General features: G+C 32.0%; 20 protein-coding genes and 1 pseudogene. 17 read left to right on the plus strand and 4 right to left on the minus strand.

Annotated elements, in window-relative coordinates; genetic code table 11:
• Positions 1-298: 298 nt before the first annotated feature.
• Positions 299-802, plus strand: a complete 504-nt coding sequence (locus tag L3X37_RS02970) for a CAP domain-containing protein (protein ID WP_237238689.1) — start codon at positions 299-301, stop codon at positions 800-802.
• On the opposite strand, the pseudogene L3X37_RS02975 reads toward L3X37_RS02970, so the two are convergent.
• Positions 799-1,437, minus strand: a pseudogene (locus tag L3X37_RS02975) (isoaspartyl peptidase/L-asparaginase family protein); the annotation flags it as partial. The gene L3X37_RS02970 and the pseudogene L3X37_RS02975 overlap by 4 nt on opposite strands.
• A gap of 216 nt (positions 1,438-1,653) precedes the next feature.
• On the opposite strand from L3X37_RS02975, the gene amaB reads away from it, so the two are divergent.
• Positions 1,654-3,207 carry an L-piperidine-6-carboxylate dehydrogenase gene (amaB, locus tag L3X37_RS02980; protein WP_237238690.1) on the plus strand — a complete coding sequence of 518 codons (1,554 nt, stop codon included), beginning with the start codon at positions 1,654-1,656 and terminating at the stop codon, positions 3,205-3,207.
• A 159-nt stretch (positions 3,208-3,366) separates the two neighbouring features.
• Here the strand turns inward: amaB and L3X37_RS02985 are convergent, their stop codons facing one another.
• Entirely contained in the window at positions 3,367-4,500 is a 1,134-nt protein-coding gene (locus tag L3X37_RS02985; RefSeq protein WP_237238691.1) for an ATP-binding protein, read from the minus strand.
• Between the two features lie 42 nt (positions 4,501-4,542).
• A complete protein-coding gene (locus tag L3X37_RS02990) occupies positions 4,543-5,295 on the minus strand; it encodes an SDR family NAD(P)-dependent oxidoreductase (RefSeq protein WP_237238692.1) in 753 nt (250 codons plus the stop codon).
• Positions 5,296-5,518: 223 nt separating this feature from the next.
• On the opposite strand from L3X37_RS02990, the gene L3X37_RS02995 reads away from it, so the two are divergent.
• The 14 genes from L3X37_RS02995 to L3X37_RS03060 all read left to right on the plus strand — a co-directional run bounded on the left by L3X37_RS02995 (position 5,519) and on the right by L3X37_RS03060 (position 20,998).
• Entirely contained in the window at positions 5,519-6,520 is a 1,002-nt protein-coding gene (locus L3X37_RS02995; RefSeq protein ID WP_237238693.1) for an AAA family ATPase, read from the plus strand.
• Positions 6,521-6,623: 103 nt separating this feature from the next.
• Positions 6,624-7,487, plus strand: a complete 864-nt coding sequence (locus L3X37_RS03000) for a DUF58 domain-containing protein (protein WP_237238694.1) — start codon at positions 6,624-6,626, stop codon at positions 7,485-7,487.
• Positions 7,488-7,535: 48 nt separating this feature from the next.
• Entirely contained in the window at positions 7,536-9,215 is a 1,680-nt protein-coding gene (locus L3X37_RS03005; RefSeq protein ID WP_237238695.1) for a BatD family protein, read from the plus strand.
• A complete protein-coding gene (locus tag L3X37_RS03010) occupies positions 9,215-10,219 on the plus strand; it encodes a vWA domain-containing protein (RefSeq protein ID WP_237238696.1) in 1,005 nt (334 codons plus the stop codon). The genes L3X37_RS03005 and L3X37_RS03010 overlap by 1 nt, the downstream gene beginning before the upstream one ends.
• A gap of 72 nt (positions 10,220-10,291) precedes the next feature.
• Positions 10,292-11,326 (plus strand): vWA domain-containing protein, encoded by a 1,035-nt coding sequence (locus tag L3X37_RS03015; protein ID WP_237238697.1) that lies wholly within the window; start codon positions 10,292-10,294, stop codon positions 11,324-11,326.
• A 53-nt stretch (positions 11,327-11,379) separates the two neighbouring features.
• Positions 11,380-12,222 (plus strand): tetratricopeptide repeat protein, encoded by an 843-nt coding sequence (locus L3X37_RS03020; protein WP_237238698.1) that lies wholly within the window; start codon positions 11,380-11,382, stop codon positions 12,220-12,222.
• A 101-nt stretch (positions 12,223-12,323) separates the two neighbouring features.
• Positions 12,324-14,093, plus strand: coding sequence for a BatD family protein (locus tag L3X37_RS03025; RefSeq protein ID WP_237238699.1), 1,770 nt, complete (start codon positions 12,324-12,326; stop codon positions 14,091-14,093).
• A 2-nt stretch (positions 14,094-14,095) separates the two neighbouring features.
• On the plus strand, positions 14,096-14,854 hold the full coding sequence (locus L3X37_RS03030; protein WP_237238700.1) for a tetratricopeptide repeat protein: 759 nt from the start codon (positions 14,096-14,098) through the stop codon (positions 14,852-14,854).
• Positions 14,855-14,917: 63 nt separating this feature from the next.
• Positions 14,918-15,220, plus strand: a complete 303-nt coding sequence (locus tag L3X37_RS03035) for a hypothetical protein (RefSeq protein ID WP_237238701.1) — start codon at positions 14,918-14,920, stop codon at positions 15,218-15,220.
• 82 nt (positions 15,221-15,302) lie between these two features.
• The gene (locus L3X37_RS03040; RefSeq protein ID WP_237238702.1) at positions 15,303-16,868 is read left to right on the plus strand and encodes a SulP family inorganic anion transporter; all 1,566 of its coding nucleotides are present in this window, start codon (positions 15,303-15,305) and stop codon (positions 16,866-16,868) included.
• An 11-nt stretch (positions 16,869-16,879) separates the two neighbouring features.
• Positions 16,880-17,686, plus strand: a complete 807-nt coding sequence (locus tag L3X37_RS03045; RefSeq protein ID WP_237238703.1) for a universal stress protein — start codon at positions 16,880-16,882, stop codon at positions 17,684-17,686.
• Positions 17,687-17,764: 78 nt separating this feature from the next.
• On the plus strand, positions 17,765-18,391 hold the full coding sequence (locus L3X37_RS03050; RefSeq protein ID WP_237238704.1) for a DUF2490 domain-containing protein: 627 nt from the start codon (positions 17,765-17,767) through the stop codon (positions 18,389-18,391).
• A gap of 71 nt (positions 18,392-18,462) precedes the next feature.
• Complete coding sequence (locus tag L3X37_RS03055) at positions 18,463-20,325, plus strand: SulP family inorganic anion transporter (RefSeq protein WP_237238860.1); 1,863 nt, start codon at positions 18,463-18,465, stop codon at positions 20,323-20,325.
• A 43-nt stretch (positions 20,326-20,368) separates the two neighbouring features.
• Positions 20,369-20,998: a carbonic anhydrase family protein gene (locus L3X37_RS03060; RefSeq protein ID WP_237238705.1), complete on the plus strand. Its 630-nt coding sequence runs from the start codon at positions 20,369-20,371 to the stop codon at positions 20,996-20,998.
• A gap of 97 nt (positions 20,999-21,095) precedes the next feature.
• Here the strand turns inward: L3X37_RS03060 and L3X37_RS03065 are convergent, their stop codons facing one another.
• Positions 21,096-24,122, minus strand: coding sequence for a reprolysin-like metallopeptidase (locus L3X37_RS03065; protein WP_237238706.1), 3,027 nt, complete (start codon positions 24,120-24,122; stop codon positions 21,096-21,098).
• Positions 24,123-24,319: 197 nt separating this feature from the next.
• On the opposite strand from L3X37_RS03065, the gene L3X37_RS03070 reads away from it, so the two are divergent.
• The gene (locus tag L3X37_RS03070; RefSeq protein ID WP_237238707.1) at positions 24,320-24,742 is read left to right on the plus strand and encodes a hypothetical protein; all 423 of its coding nucleotides are present in this window, start codon (positions 24,320-24,322) and stop codon (positions 24,740-24,742) included.
• Positions 24,743-24,753: the final 11 nt, after the last annotated feature.

Below are 24,753 nucleotides of genomic sequence, written 5' to 3' on the forward strand. Positions count from 1 at the left end.
ATTAAAATAACCGAAAGAATAGGTGTGGTATCGTTAAATAAATTACGTTATAAAAATGCCATTTAGTCTTTTCGATATGTTAAATAAGTCTTAAGATTATACTCAATAATTGAGACTAAATAGTATCAAACTAAAGTTAATTATTAAACCATTTTCAAGATTATTTCCAAATAAAATTATCGACAAAATACCGGTTTAATCGATAACAAGTATTTTAAAATTAAATTTCATCGATCTATTATTGTTTTTTAGTCTGTGAAAGGAAGATATGTGTATAATTACACAAAATTAAATATTTATGAAAACCTACTATTATAAAGCATGTTTTATTTTCTTATGGTTTACGGTATTGTCTTGTATTGTTTCATGCTCTAAAGAAGACTCGTTAGAAGATATAGAAAAGCTTGAATCACTTTCTGTAAGCGAAGAAATTCTTGAGCTACTAAATGTACATAGAGCTAGTATTGGTGAAGATCCCCTTGCTAAAAACGATTTAGCAACCCAGTTAGCTGAAGAACATACGCGTTATATGATAGCGCAAAATGATATTAGCCATGATAATTTTAATGAAAGATCTGACAGATTGTTTAATGAAGAAAATGCTACAAGAACAGGAGAGAATGTTGCTTATGGTCAGCAATCTGCTAAATATGTTATGGAAGCTTGGATAAATAGTAGTAGTCATCGCACAAATATCGAAGGAGATTTTACGCATATTGGCATTGCTGCTATAAAAAATAGTTCTGGGGTTTATTATTTTACACAGATTTTCTTGAAGAAAAAGACAGAAACAAATATTTAGTTTTTAAAAACACCAATAGTTAATTCGCCTTTATCATTCATTGTAGCTCGGTACATACCCGCAGTGTTAAATTTGGCGACCATATATTTCCATTTTTATCAACAGCAACAATCCCGCCATTGCCAACAAGTTAGTTTAGTTAATTTGTTTTGAATGACTTCTTTTGAAGCATCTTTAAGCGATATCCCCTTGTATTCCATTAGTGCAGAAATATCGGCGACCATTGCTCGAATAAAATATTCGCCCCAAACCAGTACTAGATACGGCACAAGTGTTGTTATTTGCATAAGTGCCAGCTCCAATTATTGGTTCATCGCCAATGCGCCCCCAGCGTTTGTTAGTCATGCCTCCACTAGAAATTCCTGCATTTAACGTTTTTCCATCCATAATAGAAGCATCATGTTCATTGGTTTCTTTATGAGTAAAAACAGCACCCTTACCTGCATTAAATAGGAGTGAATCTTCCATAACATTTATAGTTTTGGTAACAGCGTCTAAACTTGTACCGCCATCTTTTAAAACAGAATAACCCACTCTAATGGCTTTTTCTAATTTCTGCTTATAAGCAGCTTCCATTTCGTTAGACATGTTTTTTTCAAAATAGTTCCTGCTCCACTATGAATAATAATTGCAAATTACTGTTTAGAGTTTTCTTTTAGTAGTGCCTCGGCTTTATTTTCAATAGTATTACAAGCGCTAAAGATTAATAAAAAAGAAGTAGACAAAATTTTCATAATAAAATAAGTCAAACAATTTTAAAGACTGTGCTTAATGTATAATTCTGAAATATAAAAACTATAAATTAGTATATTCGCAACAAATATGAATAATAATATTAAAAATATAAAGACATGAAAGTGGTAGCAACTGATTTTGGAATAAAAGAAGCCTTGAATGAGTTGGGGTTAAGTGCAATTAATGAAGGAACTTCAATAGGGTCAAATAATTTTTCTAATGGAGAAATTATTGAATCATATTCTCCTGTTGATGGAAAATTAATTGGAAAAGTAAAAACGACAACAAGAGCAGATTACGAAAGGGTAATGGATGCTGCAACAACAGCCTTTTTATCTTTCAGAGATATACCAGCTCCACAACGTGGAGAAATTGTGCGTCAATTTGGAAACAAATTAAGAGACTTAAAAGAACCATTAGGAAAATTAGTTTCATACGAGATGGGTAAGTCTTTACAAGAAGGATACGGAGAAGTTCAAGAAATGATTGACATTTGTGATTTTGCTGTTGGACTATCAAGACAATTAAACGGGCAAACCATTCCGTCGGAACGCCCTGGACATGTTATGCGAGAGCAATGGCATCCAATTGGCGTTGTTGGGATTATCTCTGCTTTTAACTTTCCAGTTGCAGTTTGGGCTTGGAATACAGCTTTAGCATGGATTTGCGGTGATGTATGTGTATGGAAAGCTTCAGAAAAAGCTCCATTATGCTCTGTTGCTTGTCAAAACATTATAGCAGGAATTTTAAAAGAAAACAACTTGCCAGAAGGCATTTCTTGTATTATTAATGGTAATTACAAAGTTGGTGAAATGATGACTACAGACCCTAGAATTCCTTTGGTTTCTGCAACAGGTTCTACAAGAATGGGACGACTTGTTGGCACAACAGTAGCTGAGCGTTTTGGAAAATCGTTATTAGAGTTAGGAGGCAATAATGCCATAATAATTACACCAACTGCTGATTTAAAAGTAGTTGTTCCTGGTGCGGTATTTGGTGCTGTTGGAACTTGCGGACAACGTTGTACATCAACTAGAAGATTAATTATTCACGAATCGGTTTACGATAAAGTAAGAGATGCTATTGTTGGTGCTTATGGTCAATTAACTATTGGCAATCCTTTAGATGAAACCAATCATATAGGACCATTAATAGATAAAGATGCTGTAAACACTTATTTGGCAGCTATTGAGAAGGCAAAAGCTGAAGGTGGAAACGTATTAGTTGAAGGCGGTGTTTTAGAAGGTGAAGGTTACGAATCTGGATGCTACGTAAAACCGGCTATTATTGAAGCTGAAAATCATTTTGAAATTGTTCAGCATGAAACTTTTGCACCTATTTTATACTTAATGAAATATTCTGGAGAGGTAGAAAACGCCATTGCTATTCAAAACGGTGTTGCTCAAGGATTATCATCTTCAATTATGACTAACGAAATGAAAGAAGCAGAAAAATTCTTATCCTACGCTGGTTCAGATTGTGGAATTGCTAATGTAAATATAGGAACTTCTGGTGCCGAAATTGGTGGTGCTTTTGGAGGTGAAAAAGAAACTGGTGGCGGACGTGAATCGGGTTCTGATGCTTGGAAAATTTATATGCGCCGTCAAACTAATACGATTAACTATTCTGATGAATTGCCTTTAGCACAAGGGATTAAATTTGATTTGTAAAGAACTTCGTATAAAAAAACCTTGTCTCAAATTCCAGAAATGTACTGGCAGAAACAAGGTTTATATCTAAAAAGATTAATAGCAGTGCAAAAATGCTTATAATTAATAGTTTATGCAATAGGCGAAAGTTAAATTAACATTAATTTTATCAACAATAAATTAACTGTATTTTACTTTTCTTAAAATTCGCAAAGCTTCTTTATATAAGCTATATATTTCTTCACTGTAGTTTTTTAAGTAAGGCTTTGCTTCGTTAAGTTTATCTATAGCATCATGAAAAAGGTTTAGATAACAAATTAAATAGGTTACTGGTAAATTTTTTAAATCTTGCTCTTCATTTCTTGTAAAAGGAAGCCCTTTTTTTAATTTTTCTAAAATAGCATTATTAGCATTGTAAATATGATGCAATACTTTTTTATCAAATTGAGGTGGCTCAAATAATAACTTGGTTTCAATATTATAGTTGGCATTGTCTTCAAAATAAATAATGGTTTCTTCTAAAGGGTAATATTTATTGGTGTTTTGAAGCCCTAGATTTACATATTCAATAATTTTAAAACTATCGTTATTAATAGCAATTGAAACTTCGTCTAAAGCTGAAAAAAACAATCGCACTTGTTCGTTAATCAATTCAATATCAACTCTGGAAAAAAAAGTTTCGTCTTTCACTGTTTTTTTTTGACCAGCCCAACACACCACAAAATATTCTTTAAAAACTTTGTACTGTGCATTGTAATCTTTACGGGTATTCATAAAATAAAAAACAGAATCAAGTGTGTGTTCAATATTGTTTTGGGCATGATTTTCAATGGCTTCAACAATTTTAGAATTGATGTCTTTTATTTCTACATCAAACACCTTAGGCATACTCATGCTACCATCTCTAAAAAACACTGAGCCACCATAATATTTCCAAATGTTTTTTCGTAACGATGTTATTTTACCTGTTGGCCTTATAGTTACCAACCCAACTACTTTATCGTCTGGTAAATGCGGAAACGGAATATTTTCGTATTGTACAATGGGTGGATGACTTAAATAGGCATTGATGAGGTTTTGAATTTTACTATCGTCAAAAAAATCGACACCAATAATGTTATTGTCTTCATCTTCAACTCCAATAACTATGTATGAGTTATTCTTTGGATTACTGTTTGAAAGTGCACAAATATGTTTTAAAAATTTAGCTTTTCCTTCTTTATGGCTAATATCTATTTTACGCTTTTTATCATAAAAACTATTCTCATCGTTATGAGCTAAAAGGTGTTTTATAAGTAAGCGTTTGTTAATCATAATTTTTATTCCTGCGAACAGAGAAATCAAATAAGGTTAAAATTAAATTGTTTTCGTTACAATAGTTGAACTCGCCTGCGCAGTCGGAAACACTAACAAATCTGCAATATTCACATGTGGCGGACGCGAAATCGTAAAATAAATAATTTCTGCAATATCTTTTGCTTGTAAAGCTTTAAACCCTTTGTAAACATTATAGGCAATAGCATCACCTTTAAAACGTACTTGCGAAAACTCGGTTTCAACCAACCCCGGGTTTATAGCACCAACTTTTATTCCAAACGGGTTTAAATCAATACGCATACCTTCAGTAATGGCTAAAACAGCATGTTTGCTGGCGCAATACACATTGCCTTTTGGGTAAACTTCTTTACCTGCAGACGAGCCAATATTGATAATGTGTCCCGATTGTCTTTCTGTCATTTGTGGAATAATAGCTTTACTAACATAAAGCACCCCCTTTACATTAATATCCATCATAGCATCCCAATCCTCAATACTTCCAGTTTGTATTGGGTCTAATCCGTGAGCATTTCCTGCATTATTAATTAAAATGTCAATGTTTTTAAATTCTTTTGGAAGAGAAGTGATGCCTTTTAAAGTTTCATCTTTATCGCGTACATCAAAATTTAAAATATGCACATTACTTAACCGCTCTAAAGTTTTTTGTATAGTGTTTAAACGTTCTAATCGCCTTCCGCAAAGTACTAAATTTATGCCTTTTTTTGCAAATTCGTATGCTGTAGCTTCTCCAATGCCACTTGTTGCTCCTGTTATTAGGGCTGTTTTTGTCATATTCAGTAATTTATTTATAAAAATACTTAAACATATTAAATAGTTTTTATTAAAAAAACGACATTTATTATAAACTTATCATAATTATACGCTAAACGTTACAACCATTATATTTCACTCAACTTTTAACCAATTTTTAACAGCTTTACAATAAAAATTTTAACAATTTGCAATGCTTAAAATAAGAGTAGTATATTCGAGCTTTTAAAAACTAAAAAATATAATGGAAGAGACAGGTACAATTGATATTAAAACAATTAACGAGAAGATTGAAAAGGAAAGCGCTTTTGTTGATTTATTGATGCTTGAAATGAACAAAGTTATAGTAGGGCAAAAGCATATGGTAGAGCGTTTGCTTATTGGTTTGTTAGGACAAGGGCATATTTTACTTGAAGGTGTTCCTGGTTTAGCAAAAACCTTGGCTATTAATACCTTGGCACAAGCTGTAGATGGGAGTTTTAGTAGAATACAATTTACTCCAGATTTATTACCAGCTGATGTTACAGGAACATTAATTTACAACATGAAAGTGAATGACTTTTCAATTAAGAAAGGTCCAATTTTTGCCAATTTTGTGTTGGCTGATGAAATTAACAGAGCACCAGCAAAAGTACAATCGGCTTTATTAGAAGCTATGCAAGAAAAGCAAGTAACCATTGGTGATGAAACTTTTATTCTGGACAAACCATTTTTGGTAATGGCAACCCAAAACCCAGTTGAGCAAGAAGGCACATATCCATTACCCGAAGCTCAGGTTGACCGTTTTATGCTAAAAACAGTTATTGATTACCCAAAATTAGACGAAGAGCAACTCATTATGCGAGCTAATTTAAAAGGTGCTTGGGATAAAGTAAATCCTGTAGTTTCTGTGTCACAAATATTAAAAGCACAAGAGGTAGTTCGAGAAGTTTATATGGATGAAAAAATTGAAAAATACATCTTAGATATCATATTTGCTACACGTTACCCAGAAAAATATAAACTAGCCGATTTAAAACCATTAATTTCATTTGGTGCATCGCCTCGTGGTAGTATTAATTTAGCAACTGCTGCAAAATGTTTTGCGTTTATTAAGCGCCGTGGTTATGTAATACCAGAAGATGTTCGTGCTGTGGTTCAAGATGTTTTAAGGCACAGGATAGGGATTACTTACGAAGCTGAGGCTGAAAATGTAACTTCAGAAGACATCATCAACAAAATTGTAAACGAAATAGAAGTACCATAAAACTAGTTCTCAGTATTCAGTGGCAGTTAAACAGTTTTTCTGATTACTAAAACTGAATATAATTTACTGCAAACTGAGACTGTAAATTGTTTACTAAAAGGGAATGGATACTAAAGAATTACTAAAGAAAGTACGAAAAATTGAGATTAAGACACGCCGATTGTCTGATCACATTTTTGGAGGCGAATATCATTCGACTTTCAAAGGACGTGGTATGACTTTTTCTGAAGTACGTCAGTATCAATTTGGAGACGATGTAAGAAGCATCGATTGGAATGTAACCGCACGCTATAACGAACCTTTTGTAAAAGTTTTTGAAGAAGAGCGAGAACTTACCATGATGCTTATGGTTGATGTTTCTGGCTCAGAATTATTTGGTACTCAAGAGCAATTTAAAAATGAAGTGGTAACAGAAATAGCAGCAACCTTAGCGTTTTCTGCAACTCAAAATAACGATAAAATAGGGTTGATTTTATTTTCTGATAAAGTAGAACTTTATATTCCTCCAAAAAAAGGGCGGTCTCATGTATTGCGTATTATTCGTGAGTTAATTGAATTTCATCCAGAAAATAAGCAAACCAACATAGCTGAAGCATTAAAGTTTTTATCGAATGTGATGAAAAAGAAAGCCATTGTATTTGTAATGTCTGATTTTATAGCAGACGATTATCATCAAACCATGAAAATTGTTTCGGGAAAACATGATGTTACAGGCATAAGGGTTTACGATAAACGCGAAGAAGAAATACCAAACTTAGGCATGGTACAAATGCAAGATGAAGAAACAGGCGAGTTGATGTTGGTTAACACATCATCAAAAACAGTAAGACGTAATTACGGAAAATTCTATCGAGAAAAAGTAGGTTATTATAAAGAAGCATTCACAAAATCTGGAGCGGGAACCATTGATTGTTGTGTAAATGAAAGCTATGTAAAAAAGCTGTTAGGATATTTTAAAAGAAGATGATAATTATTAAAAGAGATGTCAGGTTGAGCGTAGTCGAAACCTTTTAAAATGAAGAACATAAATTCAAATATAATAGCATCAAGAATCAAAAATCAAAAATCAAAAAGGTTTTTATTTTTAAAAAAAACTACTTTGTCTTTTGTCTTGGTTCTAACATCTTGGTTCTTAAACGCCCAAGTTACTTCAGCAATAGATTCAGCTGCAATAAAAATAGGCGAACAAATCACCTATCACATTCAAGTTGAAACCGATACTACTAGCTTGGTGGTATTCCCAGAAGGGCAAACATTTACGCCTTTAGAAATGATCGATTCTTATAAAATAGACACTTTAAAAAATAATAACAAGTACAACCTTATTAAAAAATATGGTTTAACTCAATTTGATTCTGGAGTATATACTATCCCGAGACAAAAAGTTATTATTGGAGAAAAAACATTTTTTACAGATTCGCTAAAAGTTGAAGTTAATAATATTGTTGTAGATACGACAAAACAAGGGCTTTACGATATTAAGCCGATTATAGAGGTTGATAAAAAAGGGAGTAATTGGTGGAAATATTTACTGTTTACATTATTAATAATCGGTATTGCTGCATTTTTAATCTATTGGTTTGTTTGGAGAAAAAAACCACTTACAGAAGAAGAGGTAATAGCATTATTACCCCCTTACGATAGAGCAAAATTAGCTTTAAAAAAATTAGATGAAAGTCATTATTTAGAGCACGAAAACTTAAAAGACTACTACTCGGAGCTCACATTTATTATCAGGAAGTATCTTGATGAAAAGGTATACGATCGCGCTTTAGAAAGCACAACCGATGAGTTAATTAGCAGACTAAAACTCCTCAAAGAAGGTAATCAAGTAGATATAAGTAAAGAAGATATTAAAAATTTAGAAAGTATTTTAAAACGTGCCGATCTAGTAAAATTTGCTAAAGGCGCACCAGACGTTGAGCTAGCCAAAATAGACAGAAATACGATTGATATTGAAATAGATCATGTAAAAGAAGCATTACCAGAACCTACTGAAGAAGAAAAACTTTTAGATCAAAAATATAAAGAAGAACAAGAGCGTAAAAAGAAGCGCAAAAAAGTTATAATTACTGTAGCTATTGGCGTGCTTCTTTTATTAGGAACTTTTGTTGGCTTTGGTGTAAAGTATGGTTTTAGTTATGTTAAAGACACTATTATAGGTCATGAAAGTAAAGAACTTTTAGAAGGCAATTGGGTAACTAGCGCATATGGGTTTCCGCCAGTAACTATTTCTACGCCAAAAGTTTTAAAGCGAACAGAATTAGCAGTTCCAGACGAAGTGAAGGCTCAAGTAGATATGACATCTTTCATTTATGGTACCTTGTTAGATATTTTTAGTGTTACGGTTAATACCTCTGCATATAAAAATATGGGTGAAAATAAAATTGATTTAGAGCAAGCTTCAGAAAGGAGTATAAAGTCAATGGAAGGCCTTGGAGCCAAAGACATAGTGGTATTGCGAGATAAGTTTGTTACACCTAATGGTGCCGAAGGCTTAAAAACTTCGGGCACAATGCAAATACCTGGTATAGCTTCAAAAGAGCTTAGAAGTGCAAAATATGTTTTACTACAGTTTGCTTCAGAAAATGTAATTCAACAAATTATAATTACAAGTCCTGAGGACGACACCTATTCAGAAAAAATAGTTGAGCGTATTTTAAATTCAGTCGAACTTAAAGCAGTAGAAGAATAATGTTTGAAGGAATTCAATTTTTAAATAAAGAATTGTTTTGGTTATTGCTACTCTTACCACTAGCCATAATTTGGTATGTGCTAAAATATAAAAAGCAAACGGCAGAACTTAAAATATCAAGTTTAAAAGGTTTTAAAATTACTAACTCGTGGTTGCCAAAAGTAAAACACTTATTATTTGCTTTAAGATTACTTGCTTTGGGGCTATTAATAATAGCAATTGCAAGACCTCAAACGGTTGATGTCTCTACTAAAACAAAAACAACCAAAGGGATAGACATTGTAATGGCTATTGATGTTTCGGCAAGTATGTTGGCTAGAGATTTAAAACCAAACCGATTAGAAGCTCTAAAAAAAGTGGCTGGAGAGTTTATTAAAGGTAGACCTAATGATAGAATTGGTTTAGTTGAATATGCTGGAGAAAGCTTTACGAAAACACCAATTACTAGTGATAAATCTATAGTTTTAAGATCGTTAAAAGATATAAGATACAATAACATTATTGAGGGAGGAACAGCAATTGGCATGGGTTTAGCAACCGCTGTAAATCGCTTAAAAGACAGCAAAGCAATTAGCAAAATAATTATTTTATTGACAGACGGTGTTAATAATTCCGGATTTATTGACCCCAAGATTGCTAGCGAATTAGCTTTAGAATACGATATAAAAACCTATACTATTGGTATAGGCACCAACGGAACAGCCTTAACACCAGTAAGCATACTATCCAACGGGAATTTTCAATATGCTCGTGCACAAGTAGAAATTGATGAAGAATTACTTAAAGAAATAGCTGAAGTTACTGGAGGAAAATATTTTAGAGCAACAGACAATAAAAAGTTAGAAGAGATTTATAATGAAATAAATAAACTCGAAAAAACGGAGATAGAAGAATTTAAGTTTTATAATTACGAAGAAAAATATCGCTCATTAGTTTTATTAGCAGGCATACTATTGCTATTAGAGTTATTATTGCGTTTTACATTTTTTAGAAGTTTTATTTAGAAAAATAAATGATTATTAGTGAATTCGTGGTAAAACGACTAAATAAATCCACGAAAAACAAATAAACAATACATGCAGTTAGAAGAAAAAATATGGTTTTGGGCACTGGGAATTATACCAGTAATAATGCTATTCTTTTTAGTGCTTCAAGTTTGGAAACAAAAAGCGCAAAAAAGGTTTGCCGACAAAAAGCTGCTAAAAAGGCTAAGCCCAAACCAATCTTTATTCAAATCCATTTTAAAAATAGTAGTACTAAGTTTAGCTTTTGCGTGTTTAGCAATCGCTTTAGTTAATCCAAAAATTGGTACAAAACTTGAAACTGTAAAACGCGAAGGCGTCGATATTGTTTTCGCAATTGATGTTTCAAAAAGTATGCTGGCTGAGGATATTGCACCTAACCGTCTAGAAAAATCGAAACAATTGGTTACGCAAATCATAAATAATTTAGCGAGCGATCGTGTAGGAATTATTGCGTATGCAGGAAAAGCGTTTCCGCAGCTACCAATAACTACAGATTACGCTTCGGCTAAAATGTTTTTAAGCAGTATGAATACCGATATGCTTTCATCTCAAGGAACAGCTATTAACGAAGCGATTAAATTGGCTAAAACATATTTTGATGATGAAGAGCAAACCAATCGTGTACTTATTATAATTTCTGATGGCGAAGATCACAGCGAAGAAGCTGCTGCAGTAGCTGAAGAAGCAAACGAAGAGGGTATTAGGATTTTTACTATTGGCGTGGGCGATGTAAAAGGAGGTCCAATTCCAGAAAAACGTAATGGCATAGTATTAAATTACAAAAAAGATAGCCAAGGCGAAACGGTTATTACCCGCTTAAATGAAGAAACCTTAAAAGGTATTGCCGAAGAAGCTAATGGCGCATATATTAATGGAAAAAACACTACTAACGTTGTTGAAAACATAAGAGAAATATTAAACAAAATGGATAAAACAGAGTTTGAAGCAAAGCAATTTGCCGAATTTAAAGATCAGTTTCAATGGTTTTTAGGCTTTGGTATTTTCTTTTTACTATTAGATATTTTTCTTTTAGAACGAAAAACGGAGTGGTTAAAAAAGTTGAATTTATTTAATGAGAATTTATAAATTTTTTAACTAACATAAATTGAAAGGTTTTCTATATTAGAATTTAATAAAAGATGAAAAACTTAGTAATATTCATATTAAGCTTATTTACAGTCTGTTCTTTTTCACAAGAAAAGGAACAATTATTAGCTCAAAAAAACGCCAATAACTTTGTTTATGAGGGTAACGCTTTAGTAAATGAAGATGATTTTGTTTCGGCTGAAATGGCATATAGAAAAGCCATATCAGAGCAGCCAACAAGTATAGCAGGTATTTATAATTTAGGAAACTCCTATTATAAAAAAGGAAACTACGAAGAAGCATTATACCGTCATCAACAAGCCATAAAAAATGCGGGTTCAAAAACTGAAAAGCATAAAACGTTTCATAATATTGGGAATGTTTTAATGCAAAATAAAAAGTGTAAAGAAGCTGTTGAAGCTTACAAAAATGCCTTAAGAAATAATCCGTCTGATGACGAAACACGCTACAACCTTGGATTAGCAAAAGAATGTGCAGAGCAACAAAAAGATCAAGAAGATCAGGATAAGAACGACGAAAACAAAGATAATAAGGACGATAAAAAAGACCAAGATAAGAAAGAGAACGAAGATAAAAAGGAAAAAGAGGGAGACGATAAAGAAGAGAAGAAAGACGAAGGCGATAAAGATAAAAAAGAAGGGGACGATAAAAAAGATGACGAAGGAAAGCCTAAGGATGAAAAAGAAGATAAAGGAAAAGGAGAAGACGACAAGAAAAAAGAGCAACAAAAACCTAAACCACAACCAGGACAATTATCGCCACAACAAATAAAAAGTTTGTTGGAGGCTATGAATAATCAAGAAAAAAAGGTTCAAGAAAAAATGAATGCCGAAAAGCAAAAAGGCATAAAAATAAAAACCGAAAAAGATTGGTAAAAAAGCTGGAAGTTAGAAGCCAGAAGGCCGAAGATTAAAAAACTTTAATACTAATTATTTTGTCATTCCTGCGTAGGCAGGAATCCATTTTGGAAAAAGAGATGAAATTTAAGAAATACATATCGATTTTATTATTAATACTTGTAACAAGTTTTACTTTTGCACAGGTAAAATTTGAAACAAAGGTTAGTAAAAAGAAATTAGGCATTAATGAGCGGTTGCGTGTCGATTTTGTAATGAATCAGGATGGGGATAATTTTATTCCGCCAAGTTTTGAGGGGTTTACCGTTGTTGGCGGCCCAAACCAATCGGTAAGTAATTCATGGATTAACGGTGTTAGAACTTATAAAAAAACATACAGTTATTTTTTAGCGCCAAAAAAGCGGGGTAATTTTACAATTAATCAAGCTACCATTTCTATTGATGACGAAACCTATAAAACTTTACCTGTTAAAATTGCTGTTACAGCCGCGGTTGATAAACCAAAGGACCCCAACGACCCTAATTATCTTGCCTCCGAAAATATTCATTTAGTTACTGAGGTATCAAAAACCAACCCGTATTTAAATGAAGCTATTACGGTAATTTATAAGCTTTATGTCGCACCAAATACGGGTGTTAGTAATTGGCGCGAAATTGATAGCCCAAGATATAACGATTTTTGGAGTCAGAATATTGAAATAAAAGGCTTAAAAGAGGAACATGGAACTTATAAAGGAGAAGATTACAGATTTGTAGTACTTCGTAAAACAGTACTTTACCCTCAAAAAACAGGAAAGTTAAATATTGAGCCACTAAGCCTAGACCTTTCAGTACAAGTACCAACTAACAGACGCGATATTTTTGGTAGTCGTTTAATGACACGAGTAAACAAAACAATCTCCGCTGGAAATAAAACCATTACGGTTAAACCCTTGCCAGAAAACGGCAAACCAATTGATTTTACTGGAGCTGTGGGTGATTTTAATTTTAATGTTTCGGCCTCAAAAACTGAGTTGGATGCTTCAGAATCACTTCAAATAAAAGTTGGTGTAAGCGGTAAAGGAAATTTAAAACTGTTTAAGTTGCCTAAAGTGTCTTTACCAAGTTCTTTAGAAGTTTATGAGCCAGAACATACTGAAAATGTAAAAACAAATTTAGCAGGCATGCAAGGTCGTATTTCTGATAGTTATACAGTTGTACCTCAATATAAAGGAAAATACCCAATACCTAGTATTTCATTTTCCTATTTCGATTTAAAAACAGAAAGCTATAAAAGATTATCTTCTAATGAAATTGTAATTGATGTTTTAGATGGACCAACTAATGATGATAATTCAAATTCTGTTGCTATAAATTCAGGTAAACAACAAGTTGTTTTGAGCAACGACCAGTTTGCGTTTATAAAAACAAAAACAAATTTTACGCCACTAATACAAACCTATTTCTTTAAAACACCGTTGTTTTGGAGCGCTTTATTGTTGCCTTTTTTAGCTATTCCGTTAGCCATAGCTATCAGAAAGAAAAAGACATCTAGAGATGCAGATGTTTATGGTAATAAAATAAGAAAAGCCGATAAATTAGCTAGAAAATATTTAGGTAATGCTAAAAAAGCATTAGGAAAAAAAGAAGCTTTTTATATCGCCTTAGAGAAAGCATTGCACAATTATTTAAAAGCAAAATTACGTATTGAAGCAAGTGATTTAAGTAAAGATAGAATCGTTAATTTACTTAAAGACAAACAAGTTGAGGATAGTGTGATTTCAGACTTTGTAAGCATTATTAAAAATTGCGAATTGGCACGTTATACGCCAATAACAAATGTAGAAATGCAGCAAGATTATGAAAAAGCTGCAAAAACCATTTCGTTAATTGATAAACAAGCACGTTAAAAATGAAAAACCTTATATACATTTTTACGTTTTTATTTAGTACAGTGATATTTTCTCAAAATAGCACCCTTTTTGAGGAAGCAAACACTTTATATAATCAAGGCAAATACGCCGAAGCTATAGATAAATACACAGCGATTTTAGATACTGAAAATCACTCTTCAGAATTATATTTTAACCTAGCTAATGCCCATTATAAACTAAATAATATTGCGCCAAGTATTTATTATTACGAAAAAGCATTACAATTATCACCTAATGATAGTGAAATAAAAAACAATATGGCATTTGCAAAAAACATGACTATTGATGCTATAGATGTTATTCCAGAAACAGGGTTATCTAAACTCATAAAAAATATAACAAACATGATGAGTTTTGATGCCTGGGCAAAAACATCGGTTGCTTTTGTATTCTGTTTTGTGGTACTTTTTTTAATTTACTATTTTGCTTATTCAACCCTAAATAAACGGCTTACATTTATAGGTAGTTTAATAAGTTTATTTCTACTATGTGTTTCTTTATCTTTTGCTTTTCATAAATTTAATATTGATAAAAATGATAGACCAGCTATCATTTTTGCACAAGAAAGTAAAATTAAGAACGAACCAAACTCAAGAAGCGAGGAAGTCTTTAGATTACACGAAGGCACTAAAGTTCAGGTTTTAGATACCGTAAACAATTGGAAAAAAATAAAATTAGACGATGGCAAAACGGGTTGGGTCATTTCTGAAGACATAAAATTGTTGTACAATTTTTAATATATATTAAACAAAATAAATTTAAAGTGTTATATTTGTAACCATTCAAAATTTCAAAACTTAATGTATAGAAAAGTTGTTTCTACATTTTTTTTAATAATTTTTACAGCTTTTGTATCAGGACCAACCATCATTCTTATGGTTGATGATACGATAGATGTTTCTGCCTTTTATGCATCATCTGAAGAAGAAGAAAAAGGGAATGAAAAGGAAAAAGACAAAGAGCTTTTGTTTTTTGAGACACTAGATAGCGATTCTAACATATATTCTAACAGAGAAACTATTGGACTCGTTTATTTTTTTAAAAAATATTCTAAGCCTCATCTTAATCTTATCTTACCACCACCAGAGCATAGCATTATTTAAAAACAGGTTTTATAGGCATCTAAGCCTTTTATTTAATTTTTAATTGTTCTAAAATTTAATTAGGACATAAATATTTATTGTTATGTTTAAAACAATCAAAAATGATTTACCGGCAAGTATTGTCGTATTTTTTGTAGCATTACCCTTATGTTTAGGTATTGCTTTAGCAAGTGGAGCACCACTTTTTTCAGGGCTTATAGCAGGAATTGTTGGTGGTATAGTTGTAGGTTCGTTAAGCGGATCTAAAATAGGTGTTAGCGGACCTGCAGCAGGTTTAGCAGCTATTGTTTTAGCAGCTATTACAACTTTAGGAAGCTATCAGAACTTTCTTTTAGCAGTCGTGCTGGGTGGAGTAATTCAACTATTGTTTGGAGTATTAAGGGCAGGTGTTATAGGATATTATTTTCCATCTTCTGTAATTAAAGGCATGTTAACTGGAATTGGGATAATAATTATAATTAAACAAATTCCACATTTTTTTGGATATGACAAGGCCTTTACTTTTTTCAATTCAACCGAAAGTTCAGCTTCTCAATTATTTAACATTGTAGACCATATTCAATTAGGCTCTACAGTAATAGGGTTTATTGGACTTGCTATTTTATTGCTTTGGGATAAGGTTTTGTTGAAGAAAGGTAAAATATTTCAACTTATTCAAGGACCAGTAGTAGCTGTAGTTATTGGTATTATTTTTTATTTATTAACAGGTAATAATGAAAGCCTTGCTATTGAACAGTCTCACTTAGTAAGTGTACCCGTTCCAGAAGACACTACTTCATTTTTAGCACAATTTAGCTTTCCTAATTTTGAAGCAATATTGAACCCTGATGTTTGGATTATTGCCTTTACAATTGCCTTAGTGGCGAGCCTAGAAACACTTTTATGTGTTGAGGCTACAGATAAATTAGACCCACATAAAAATGTAACCCCTACAAACAGAGAGTTATTGGCCCAAGGAACTGGAAATATTATTTCTGGAATGATAGGAGGTCTTCCAATTACACAAGTAATTGTTAGAAGCTCGGCTAATATTCAATCTGGAGGAAGATCAAAAATATCTGCAATAATTCATGGTTTCTTTTTGTTAATATCAGTGATTCTTATTCCTAGATTATTAAACATGATTCCTCTTTCCGTTTTAGCTGCTGTTTTATTAATAGTAGGATATAAATTGGCTAAACCAGCCTTATTTAAGAAAATGTACAATCTGGGGTGGAAGCAGTTTATTCCTTTTACTGTTACAGTCTTAGGAATTATTTTTATAGACTTACTTTACGGCATAGGCTTAGGTTTGGCTGTAGGGATTGTAGTTATTTTAATTAAAAGCTTCCAGAATTCTCATTTTTTACACATTGAAGATAAAAGTAATGGTAAGCATAAAATTAAGATGACATTAGCAGAAGAGGTTACTTTTTTCAATAAAGGAGCTATTTTAAGAGAGTTAGATAGTTTGCCAATTGACACTTATTTAGAATTAGATGTTAGGAAAACCAGATATTTAGATAATGATATTATTGAAATTTTGGAAGACTTTGCATATAAAGCTAAAGAAAGGCACATAGATATTAAATTAATTTCGGAGCGCGGTATTATTGAAAACCCAGAAAGTTTTATTGAGTTTTTTAAATTAAGACCAAAATCTGCATAAAAAAGCATATTATGAAAAATATAAAATATAAAATTTTACTACTTTCAGACTTAAAAAATAACCCTGATACAATTATAAAAACGACTGCTAATTTGGCTAAAGCAATTGGTGGTAATATTGATCTTTTACATGTAAAAAAACCTGTAGATATTGTTGAAAGCGATAATCAGTTATCTTCAATGCGAACTATTAGCAGAGATTATTTAAAAAGTAAAGGGCATATAGATAGTATTATTAAATCTGTAGATAGCGCCATAAATATAAGTTACGGCTTAACTTATGGTAATGTTAAGCGAGAAATAGAAGAACATATTAATAAAACTAACCCTGATATTATAGTTTTAGGAAAGAAAAAGTTTAGCACTTTAAAAGTAGGTGGAGATAAGCTTACTAACTTTATTATTAAGACATATAAGGGAATCGTTTTAATAACATCTAACGATTATGTTTTAGGCTATAATGAAAATTTATCATTGGGTGTTTTTAATGGTTTTGAGCAATCATCAATTGAAGATATATCAAAAAAGCTCGTCAGTTTAACTAAAAAACCGATAAAGTCATTTAAAATCGAAAAGGCTGAAGCAGCTTTAGCCAAACAGAAAGATAATTTAACACCTAAAAACACCGTTGAATATATCTTTGAACCAAACGATCAAGCAGTCAATAACATTTCTAGTTATATGTTAAAGAATAAAATTGACTTATTATGTATTAACAGAGATAAAATTAACTCCAAAGGTATTAAAACCGACTTTGGTAATATAGATTTAAATAACATAATGAAAAAAGTTAATGTTTCTCTATTACTTACTGGCTAATGGCTAAATAACAATAAAAATAATTTTATGACAAAGAGGTTGTTCGCAATTAATAAGGTAGCATTAATAATTATATTAATGCTACCTTTATCTGCTAAAGCACAAGACAGTAATTTTGGTAATTGGCTAATTTATATAGGTAATAAAAAGCTTGATAAAAAATGGAATCTACATCATGAAGTTCAATATCGTAACTACAATGCTGTTGGAGACTTAGAGCAGTTACTTTTAAGAACGGGTTTAGGCTATACCTTTAATGAAGGGAATAATAATATATTATTAGGATATGGTTATATTCTTTCTGAAAATTATATAGGAAATACAAACAGCAAAATATCTGTTAATGAGCATAGAATTTTCCAGCAGTTTATTTCTAAACAAAAGGTTGGAAATGTTAGTTTAAGTCATCGTTATAGATTTGAGCAACGCTTTGTTGAGAATGATTTTAAAATGAGATTTCGATATTTCTTAGCCTTTAAAATTCCTTTTAAAAATAAAGAAAAAGAAAACAGTAAATTATTTTTATCTGTATACAACGAGATATTTTTAAACACTAAAAGTTCAGTTTTTGATAGAAACAGGGTGTATGGTGGTTTAGGGTATAATTTAAGTAAGAATATTAGAATTGAAGCTGGATATATGAATCAGTTTTTTGATACAAGTGGAAGAGATCAGTTTAACATAATTACGTTTGTTAATTTCTAAGCCTTGTAAGAAAAACTTAAAAGTACTATCTTAATCGTTTACTTTTTAGTATTAATTAAATACAGACTATGATGAATAAGTTATTCTCTAACATTAAAGGAGATGCTTTTGGGGGTATTACAGCAGGAATTGTTGCATTACCATTAGCATTAGCCTTTGGAGTATCCTCTGGATTAGGACCAACAGCTGGATTATATGGCGCTATTTTTATAAGTTTTTTTGCTGCCCTTTTTGGCGGTACAAGTACGCAAATTTCTGGCCCTACTGCTCCAATGACGGCTGTAAGTATGGTTGTTATTGCAGGTATAGTAGCAGCCAATGATGGCGATGTAAACAAGGCATTACCAGTTATTTTAACTGTTTTTCTGCTTGCTGGCCTAATGCAAATAGGCTTAGGAATAATGGGCTTAGGTAAATACATAAGATATATTCCCTACCCCGTAGTTTCTGGATTTATGACAGCAATTGGAGTTATTATATTACTTACACAAATTTTACCTTCACTAGGATATTATCCAAAGGAAGATATGGAGTTTGTAAATCAATTTAAACCCCAAGCAGAAGAAGTAATTCTTGAAAATATTTTAAAAGAAGAAGCTGGCGAAGGTATTTTGGTCCTTGAAGATTTTAAAGAAACTATTGCTAGAGCTGGTGAAGTTTCCCAAGATGCTATTTTAAAAGAATCACAAACTCTTGCAGCAAAAGAAGCATCAGGTGCATTAGGAGCTATTAAAGCTTTTCCTAGAGCAATTCAAAATATTAATTGGTTAGAATTACTATTAGCCTTAGGAACTATTTTTATAATATACGGTTTTAAACGCATAACTAAGGCTGTTCCAAGTACACTGGTGGCATTAATAGTTATGTCTGGAATAGCTGTTGGGTTTGGTTTAAATTATAGACCAATTGAAGAAATTCCTAGCGGACTCCCTATACCAAATTTGGAAATATTTACAGCTTTTAAATTAAGTAGCATAACACCTTATATATTTACAGCATTAACATTAGCACTATTAGGAGCCATTGACTCATTGCTTACAAGTGTGGTTGCTGATAATATGACTAAAACTAAACATAAGCCTAATAAGGAGTTAGTTGGGCAGGGAATTGGTAACAGTATTGCAGCAGTCTTTGGTGGTATTCCAGGAGCAGGGGCTACCATTAGAACAGTTGTAAATATAACTTCTGGAGGAAAAACAAAACTATCTGGTATGATTGCTGGGGTTTTATTGTTTATAATTTTGTTAGGACTTGGTCCAATTGCTTCACAAATTCCGGCAGCTGTTTTAGCTGGCATTTTAATTACTGTAGGTATTGGTGTTATGGATTATAAAGGATTAAGAGCGATACCAAGTTTACCGAAAGACCTAAAATTAGGACCATTAAAATTAAGCTCGGAAGTACTAATAATGTTAATAGTACTATTGCTTTCAACATTTTGGAATTTAGTTTATGCCGTAGGAATTGGATTGGTAATTGCATCCTTAATGTTCATGAAAAAAATCGGTGATTTAACTGCCGAAAGAAGCGATGTAGAATCTTTAAAAGAAAAAGCTTGGGCAGATGAGGTTGATTTCCCTGACAACTTAAAAGAAGAAGTTTTTATAAAACATATAAAAGGGCCTTTGTTTTTTGGTTCAACTAGTGATTTTCAACAATTAGCTGCTCAAATTCCCAATACAGCTAGAACCGTAATATTGAGGTTGGATAGAATGCAATATATGGACCAATCTGGGCTTTATGCCGTTGAAGATATATTACTAGATTTAAAGAAGAATGACGTTGAAGTTCTATTTGTTGGGTTATTAAAACAACCGAGATATATGATGGAACGTATAGATATTATTCCAGATTTTATACCTAGAGAACATATTTTTGAATCTTTTAACGATTGTTTACAATGGGTAAAACAAAATATAGAAGATAATAATTAGAGTTATTAAATAGTAAAAATTAATATTTAAAAAATTAGAAAAAATGAAAAACATTGCATTAAATAAAGAAGCACAATCAGTACTAACTCCAACAGCAGTTTTGGAAGATTTATTAGAAGGGAATAAAAGATTTACAAACAACAATACGCAAGCAGTTGATAATTCGGCATTGGTAAATCAAACAACTGGTGGGCAATTTCCTAAAGCAGTTGTATTATCTTGTATAGATTCAAGAGTACCAGTAGAAACAGTTTTAGATCAAGCTATTGGTGATATTTTTGTAGCTCGTGTAGCAGGAAACTTTGAGAATGCAGATATATTAGGAAGCTTAGAGTACTCATGTAAAGTAGCTGGCAGTAAATTAGTATTAGTTTTAGGTCACGAAGCTTGTGGCGCTGTAAAAGCAGCTTGTGATGGTGTAGAATTGGGTAATATTACGCACTTATTAAGTAATATTATGCCAGCCGTTCATCAATCTTCAGAAGAAGTAGAAGGTGAGGCTAACTCATCAAATAATGCATTTGTAGCAAAGACTGTTGAGAATAATGTAAAACTTACTATTGATCGTATTCGCGAAAAGAGTCCAATTTTAAAAGAAATGGAAGATAGTGGTGAAATAGCTATAGTTGGTGGCGTATATAATTTGCACACTGGTAAAGTAGAAATGTTGTAAAAGTATTATAATTACAAAAAAAGAGGTCGTCTAAAAAAAGACCGTTGCAAATCAGAAAACAGTAAAAAAGACAACCTTTTCAGACAGCCTCTTTAATTTATTCAACAATTATTTTTTTTGTAGATCTTCGCAATCCATCACTTACATTTAAAATGTACATTCCAGATTGCACATTGATTAACGTTAATCTTTCATTAAAATCACCAGCGTCTTTGTATCTGTTTTTATAAATAGTTCGTCCTCTTAAATCAAAAACTTCCACATTAACATCTCTAGACAACGAGCTATTCAGTTTTATAGTAAACTCCCCTTTATTTGGGTTTGGAAATACAGCAAAATTATCAAAACCAAATTCTTCAACTGATAATGAGGCTTGTACGTTAATAGTATAGTCTTCAACTTCTCCATCAAAACCGTTATCGCAAGCAGTAGGTAAACCATCGCCTTTATATTTAGTTGAAACTCTCATAATCGTATTGCCTAAAACAGCATTAACGGGAACTGTAATAGATCGTGGAGAGCCACCTGTAATGCCATTAGAAGTGTTATTAGTATCACCTAAATCATATTCTTCCCCAGCATCATCAAAACTACAGTTTTGATTCCAATCAATCCAAACTTTAGTCGCTGTTGTATAATCACCATCAGTATTCGCATTAATTGTTATGTCGTAAGAACTGTTTCTGTTTAAATCTGTCGAGATTGATGTGTTATCAGTATAGCCAGATGGTTTTCCAGATGATTGATTGATGGTATTAAACAGCACTAAAGTTGTACTAGTTTCATATTCTGTATTGGCAACAGAAATGCAGGAATCATTAAAGAATGGAAAAGGCACATTTTTGTTTTTAGCAGGAGATACAGTTGGTGTTCCAATTATATTGATAATATAGTTGTTTACGGGTACAGCATCAAGGTTAGATATTGTCATAGTTACTGGTCCCGAACTTGTTCTGTTAGTAGGAGAAAAATTTACTATTGAAGCTCCAGGATTTCCAGTAGCACTAAATGTAGTGGTTTCAGAAAATCCGTTTACCGCTTCATAATTAAAAGTAAATGTAGCTGTTGTTTCTTTACATGTTATTGGGGTTAATGTCTCATTAATCATAAAAAAATCTGGATCACTAGAAATTAAAAAATTAAAATCAGAAATATCATAAAAAATATTATCAGCAGCTTCAATTAATATTCTAGCATTTGTAGTATCTGTTAATCCAGGAGGAACAGCATAAACATACGAACCATTATTTGGTACATTTGAAGCAATTGTGGTAAACCCAACACCGCCATCAGTAGATAATTTAATATTAACAGTTTGGCAATTTATAGTCCCGTTTGATGTTTGTCCAACAACCCATTCTATGGTTTGATTTGTTCCTTGAGTCCAAGAGACAGGGTTTATCACTTTAAAAGGGTCTGTACTATTTACAATGATGTCAACAAAATCAACAGCAGTTTGTCCTGCTCCATTTGTACCCATCACATCATTATCTCTAACAGTTAGTGCAAAAGTCATAGTTCTATTAACTGATGGTATTTTTTCCCAAGTTGTAGATCCTCCAGCCGCAACATAATCAGCAAACATTGGAATATTTCTAACAGGGTTAGTTGTACCTTCAAATGAGCGCACTAAAGGGCCAGTAGTATTATTCTCTTGCGGTAATCCAGCAGAACCTAAATCATATTGTTCCCAAGTATAGGTATGCCCAGAAGTACCATCCGGGTCAGTTGAACTTCCTACAAGTTTAAAAGCTGTTGATACAGGGATAGTATAGTCAGGTCCAGCATTTGCTGTTGGAGCATTATTTGTTACACTAGTTTCTGTGCCACAAGTACTTAATCCAGTTGTAATATTATCCCAAATCATTTGAATACTTTTTTGATGAAAATAAGCGTCACATTGATTCTGTACATTTTGCGGAGTACAAATACCTGCATAAGCCATAATAGTTGTTCCGCTACCTGGTTCGTAGGCATTACTTGCAGTTCTGTTTCCACCAGCACAATTTCCTGCATCACCATTAAATGTATGAGGTGCTCCAAATTGATGTCCTATTTCATGAGCTACAAAATCAATATCATACGCATCGCCAACTGGATTTGGTAATCCAGTAATTCCCTTAGCTTTTCTTGCAGCTACACAAGGAGAGTTTAATGAGGCTAAACCACCACCTCCAGTGCTAAAGGTATGCCCAATATCATAAGTAAAAGGCGTTGATGCAGCAGCAGCATCAATTTCTACTTGGCTTTCATCAATTAATAAGTCTGCATCATTATTAGTAAAATTATCAGAATTAATAAAAATGATATTAGTATTATCAACCAATACCATTTTAATCGCTAAATCTCTTTGAAAAATAGTATTTACACGATTCATTGTTACAATCATTGCACTTAATACAGCAGCTTTTTTAGCTGCTTCCGTATCTCCAGCTGATAAACCAGCTGCTTGCCAATGAAACTGAGAATATTCTATAGTTGAAGCTAAAGCTAGTCTGAATGTTCGTAATTTACTATCATTAACATTTCTTTGTAATTTTGAATTTTTACTTGTTTCTCTAGACGTAGTAAACTCATCAGGAACAAGACATATAAATTCTTTTTTTAAGGCTGGAAGATCTCCTTTATCATAAACTATATAAGTGTTGTTTTCTGAATAAGGATCAATAAATTGTGTGCCAGTTTTAGAAGATAATGTCATAGCATGTAGCCCTTGAGGAGTAATACTAAAACTAATAGTAGACGAAGGGTTTTTAATGTTCTGCCCAACATAAGTTCGTATTTCTGGATGCTTTTCTTGATAAGCTGGCTCTAATATTGATGACTCTTTCACTTCAAATTCATCTAATTCACCTTCACTATTTGGAAACTTAATAATTTGTGTAGCTATATTTTTACCTAATGAACTCTTTGAAACTGTATTTAAACTGTTCTTTAACTCATTAATATTTAATTGATAATAAACAGATTTTGAAGGCTCTGTTTTTCGTAACATTTTTTTGCCTTGAATAGCTTCTTTTTTAGAAACCTTTGACCAAACTTCTTTATTTTGAGCAAAAACGGTTGTTAGAAATAATGAAAATAATAGCAGACATAAATTGTTTTTTGGGGTAAAAATTCTCATAACAATTAAGATTTACATTTTTCTTAGCTTGCTAAAAGTACTCTGTTAATGTAACAATTACAAAAAATATGCTGCTATTTTAAAATAACATATATTTGTTTATGAGGTATTTTTATGTATTTTTTTTGATAATTTGTTTGCTGTCATGCAAAGCTAAAAGTAAGATAGAGTCAGCTGTAACAAAGGAAGTTTTAAATATGGAGTGCCCTAAAGATGGTAGATGTTTACTTGAAACAATCGAAAATAAAATCCTACAAATTAATACCGATAATCTAGGAAGTATTTATCCAGAAGTAATAAATGGCGATGAATCTGTGTTGAAATTTGAATATAAGAAGCTAGGAAACAGTAATCATCAAGACAGTGGTTATAGGGAAGAAATTTTTATTGAAATAGATAAAAGTAACCCTGAGATTAAAACAGAAGATTTAAAAAATAAAAAACTCTTTTTTGCAAGGTGGTGTTATTGTAAAGGACAAACGGGTTATTATAAAATTAATAAAGGCAAATTATCAATAACTAAAGTGGATGAAAATAGTTTTCGGATTCAATTAAATTTTAAAATTGAAGAAGTCCCACAAATTATAAATAGAATAGATTATATATTTAGCTTACAATAACGCTTTAAGGT

Source organism: Wocania arenilitoris (assembly GCF_021728535.1).
GTDB classification, from domain to species: domain Bacteria; phylum Bacteroidota; class Bacteroidia; order Flavobacteriales; family Flavobacteriaceae; genus Wocania_A; species Wocania_A arenilitoris.

Bases quoted from the DNA above. Each gene is read 5' to 3' on its own strand.
- L3X37_RS02970 (WP_237238689.1), top strand. From the start codon at position 299: ATGAAAACCTACTATTATAAAGCATGTTTTATTTTCTTATGGTTTACG.
- amaB (WP_237238690.1), top strand. From the start codon at position 1,654: ATGAAAGTGGTAGCAACTGATTTTGGAATAAAAGAAGCCTTGAATGAG.
- L3X37_RS02985 (WP_237238691.1), bottom strand. From the start codon at position 4,500: ATGATTAACAAACGCTTACTTATAAAACACCTTTTAGCTCATAACGAT.
- L3X37_RS02990 (WP_237238692.1), bottom strand. From the start codon at position 5,295: ATGACAAAAACAGCCCTAATAACAGGAGCAACAAGTGGCATTGGAGAA.
- L3X37_RS02995 (WP_237238693.1), top strand. From the start codon at position 5,519: ATGGAAGAGACAGGTACAATTGATATTAAAACAATTAACGAGAAGATT.
- L3X37_RS03000 (WP_237238694.1), top strand. From the start codon at position 6,624: ATGGATACTAAAGAATTACTAAAGAAAGTACGAAAAATTGAGATTAAG.
- L3X37_RS03005 (WP_237238695.1), top strand. From the start codon at position 7,536: ATGAAGAACATAAATTCAAATATAATAGCATCAAGAATCAAAAATCAA.
- L3X37_RS03010 (WP_237238696.1), top strand. From the start codon at position 9,215: ATGTTTGAAGGAATTCAATTTTTAAATAAAGAATTGTTTTGGTTATTG.
- L3X37_RS03015 (WP_237238697.1), top strand. From the start codon at position 10,292: ATGCAGTTAGAAGAAAAAATATGGTTTTGGGCACTGGGAATTATACCA.
- L3X37_RS03020 (WP_237238698.1), top strand. From the start codon at position 11,380: ATGAAAAACTTAGTAATATTCATATTAAGCTTATTTACAGTCTGTTCT.
- L3X37_RS03025 (WP_237238699.1), top strand. From the start codon at position 12,324: ATGAAATTTAAGAAATACATATCGATTTTATTATTAATACTTGTAACA.
- L3X37_RS03030 (WP_237238700.1), top strand. From the start codon at position 14,096: ATGAAAAACCTTATATACATTTTTACGTTTTTATTTAGTACAGTGATA.
- L3X37_RS03035 (WP_237238701.1), top strand. From the start codon at position 14,918: ATGTATAGAAAAGTTGTTTCTACATTTTTTTTAATAATTTTTACAGCT.
- L3X37_RS03040 (WP_237238702.1), top strand. From the start codon at position 15,303: ATGTTTAAAACAATCAAAAATGATTTACCGGCAAGTATTGTCGTATTT.
- L3X37_RS03045 (WP_237238703.1), top strand. From the start codon at position 16,880: ATGAAAAATATAAAATATAAAATTTTACTACTTTCAGACTTAAAAAAT.
- L3X37_RS03050 (WP_237238704.1), top strand. From the start codon at position 17,765: ATGCTACCTTTATCTGCTAAAGCACAAGACAGTAATTTTGGTAATTGG.
- L3X37_RS03055 (WP_237238860.1), top strand. From the start codon at position 18,463: ATGAATAAGTTATTCTCTAACATTAAAGGAGATGCTTTTGGGGGTATT.
- L3X37_RS03060 (WP_237238705.1), top strand. From the start codon at position 20,369: ATGAAAAACATTGCATTAAATAAAGAAGCACAATCAGTACTAACTCCA.
- L3X37_RS03065 (WP_237238706.1), bottom strand. From the start codon at position 24,122: ATGAGAATTTTTACCCCAAAAAACAATTTATGTCTGCTATTATTTTCA.
- L3X37_RS03070 (WP_237238707.1), top strand. From the start codon at position 24,320: ATGGAGTGCCCTAAAGATGGTAGATGTTTACTTGAAACAATCGAAAAT.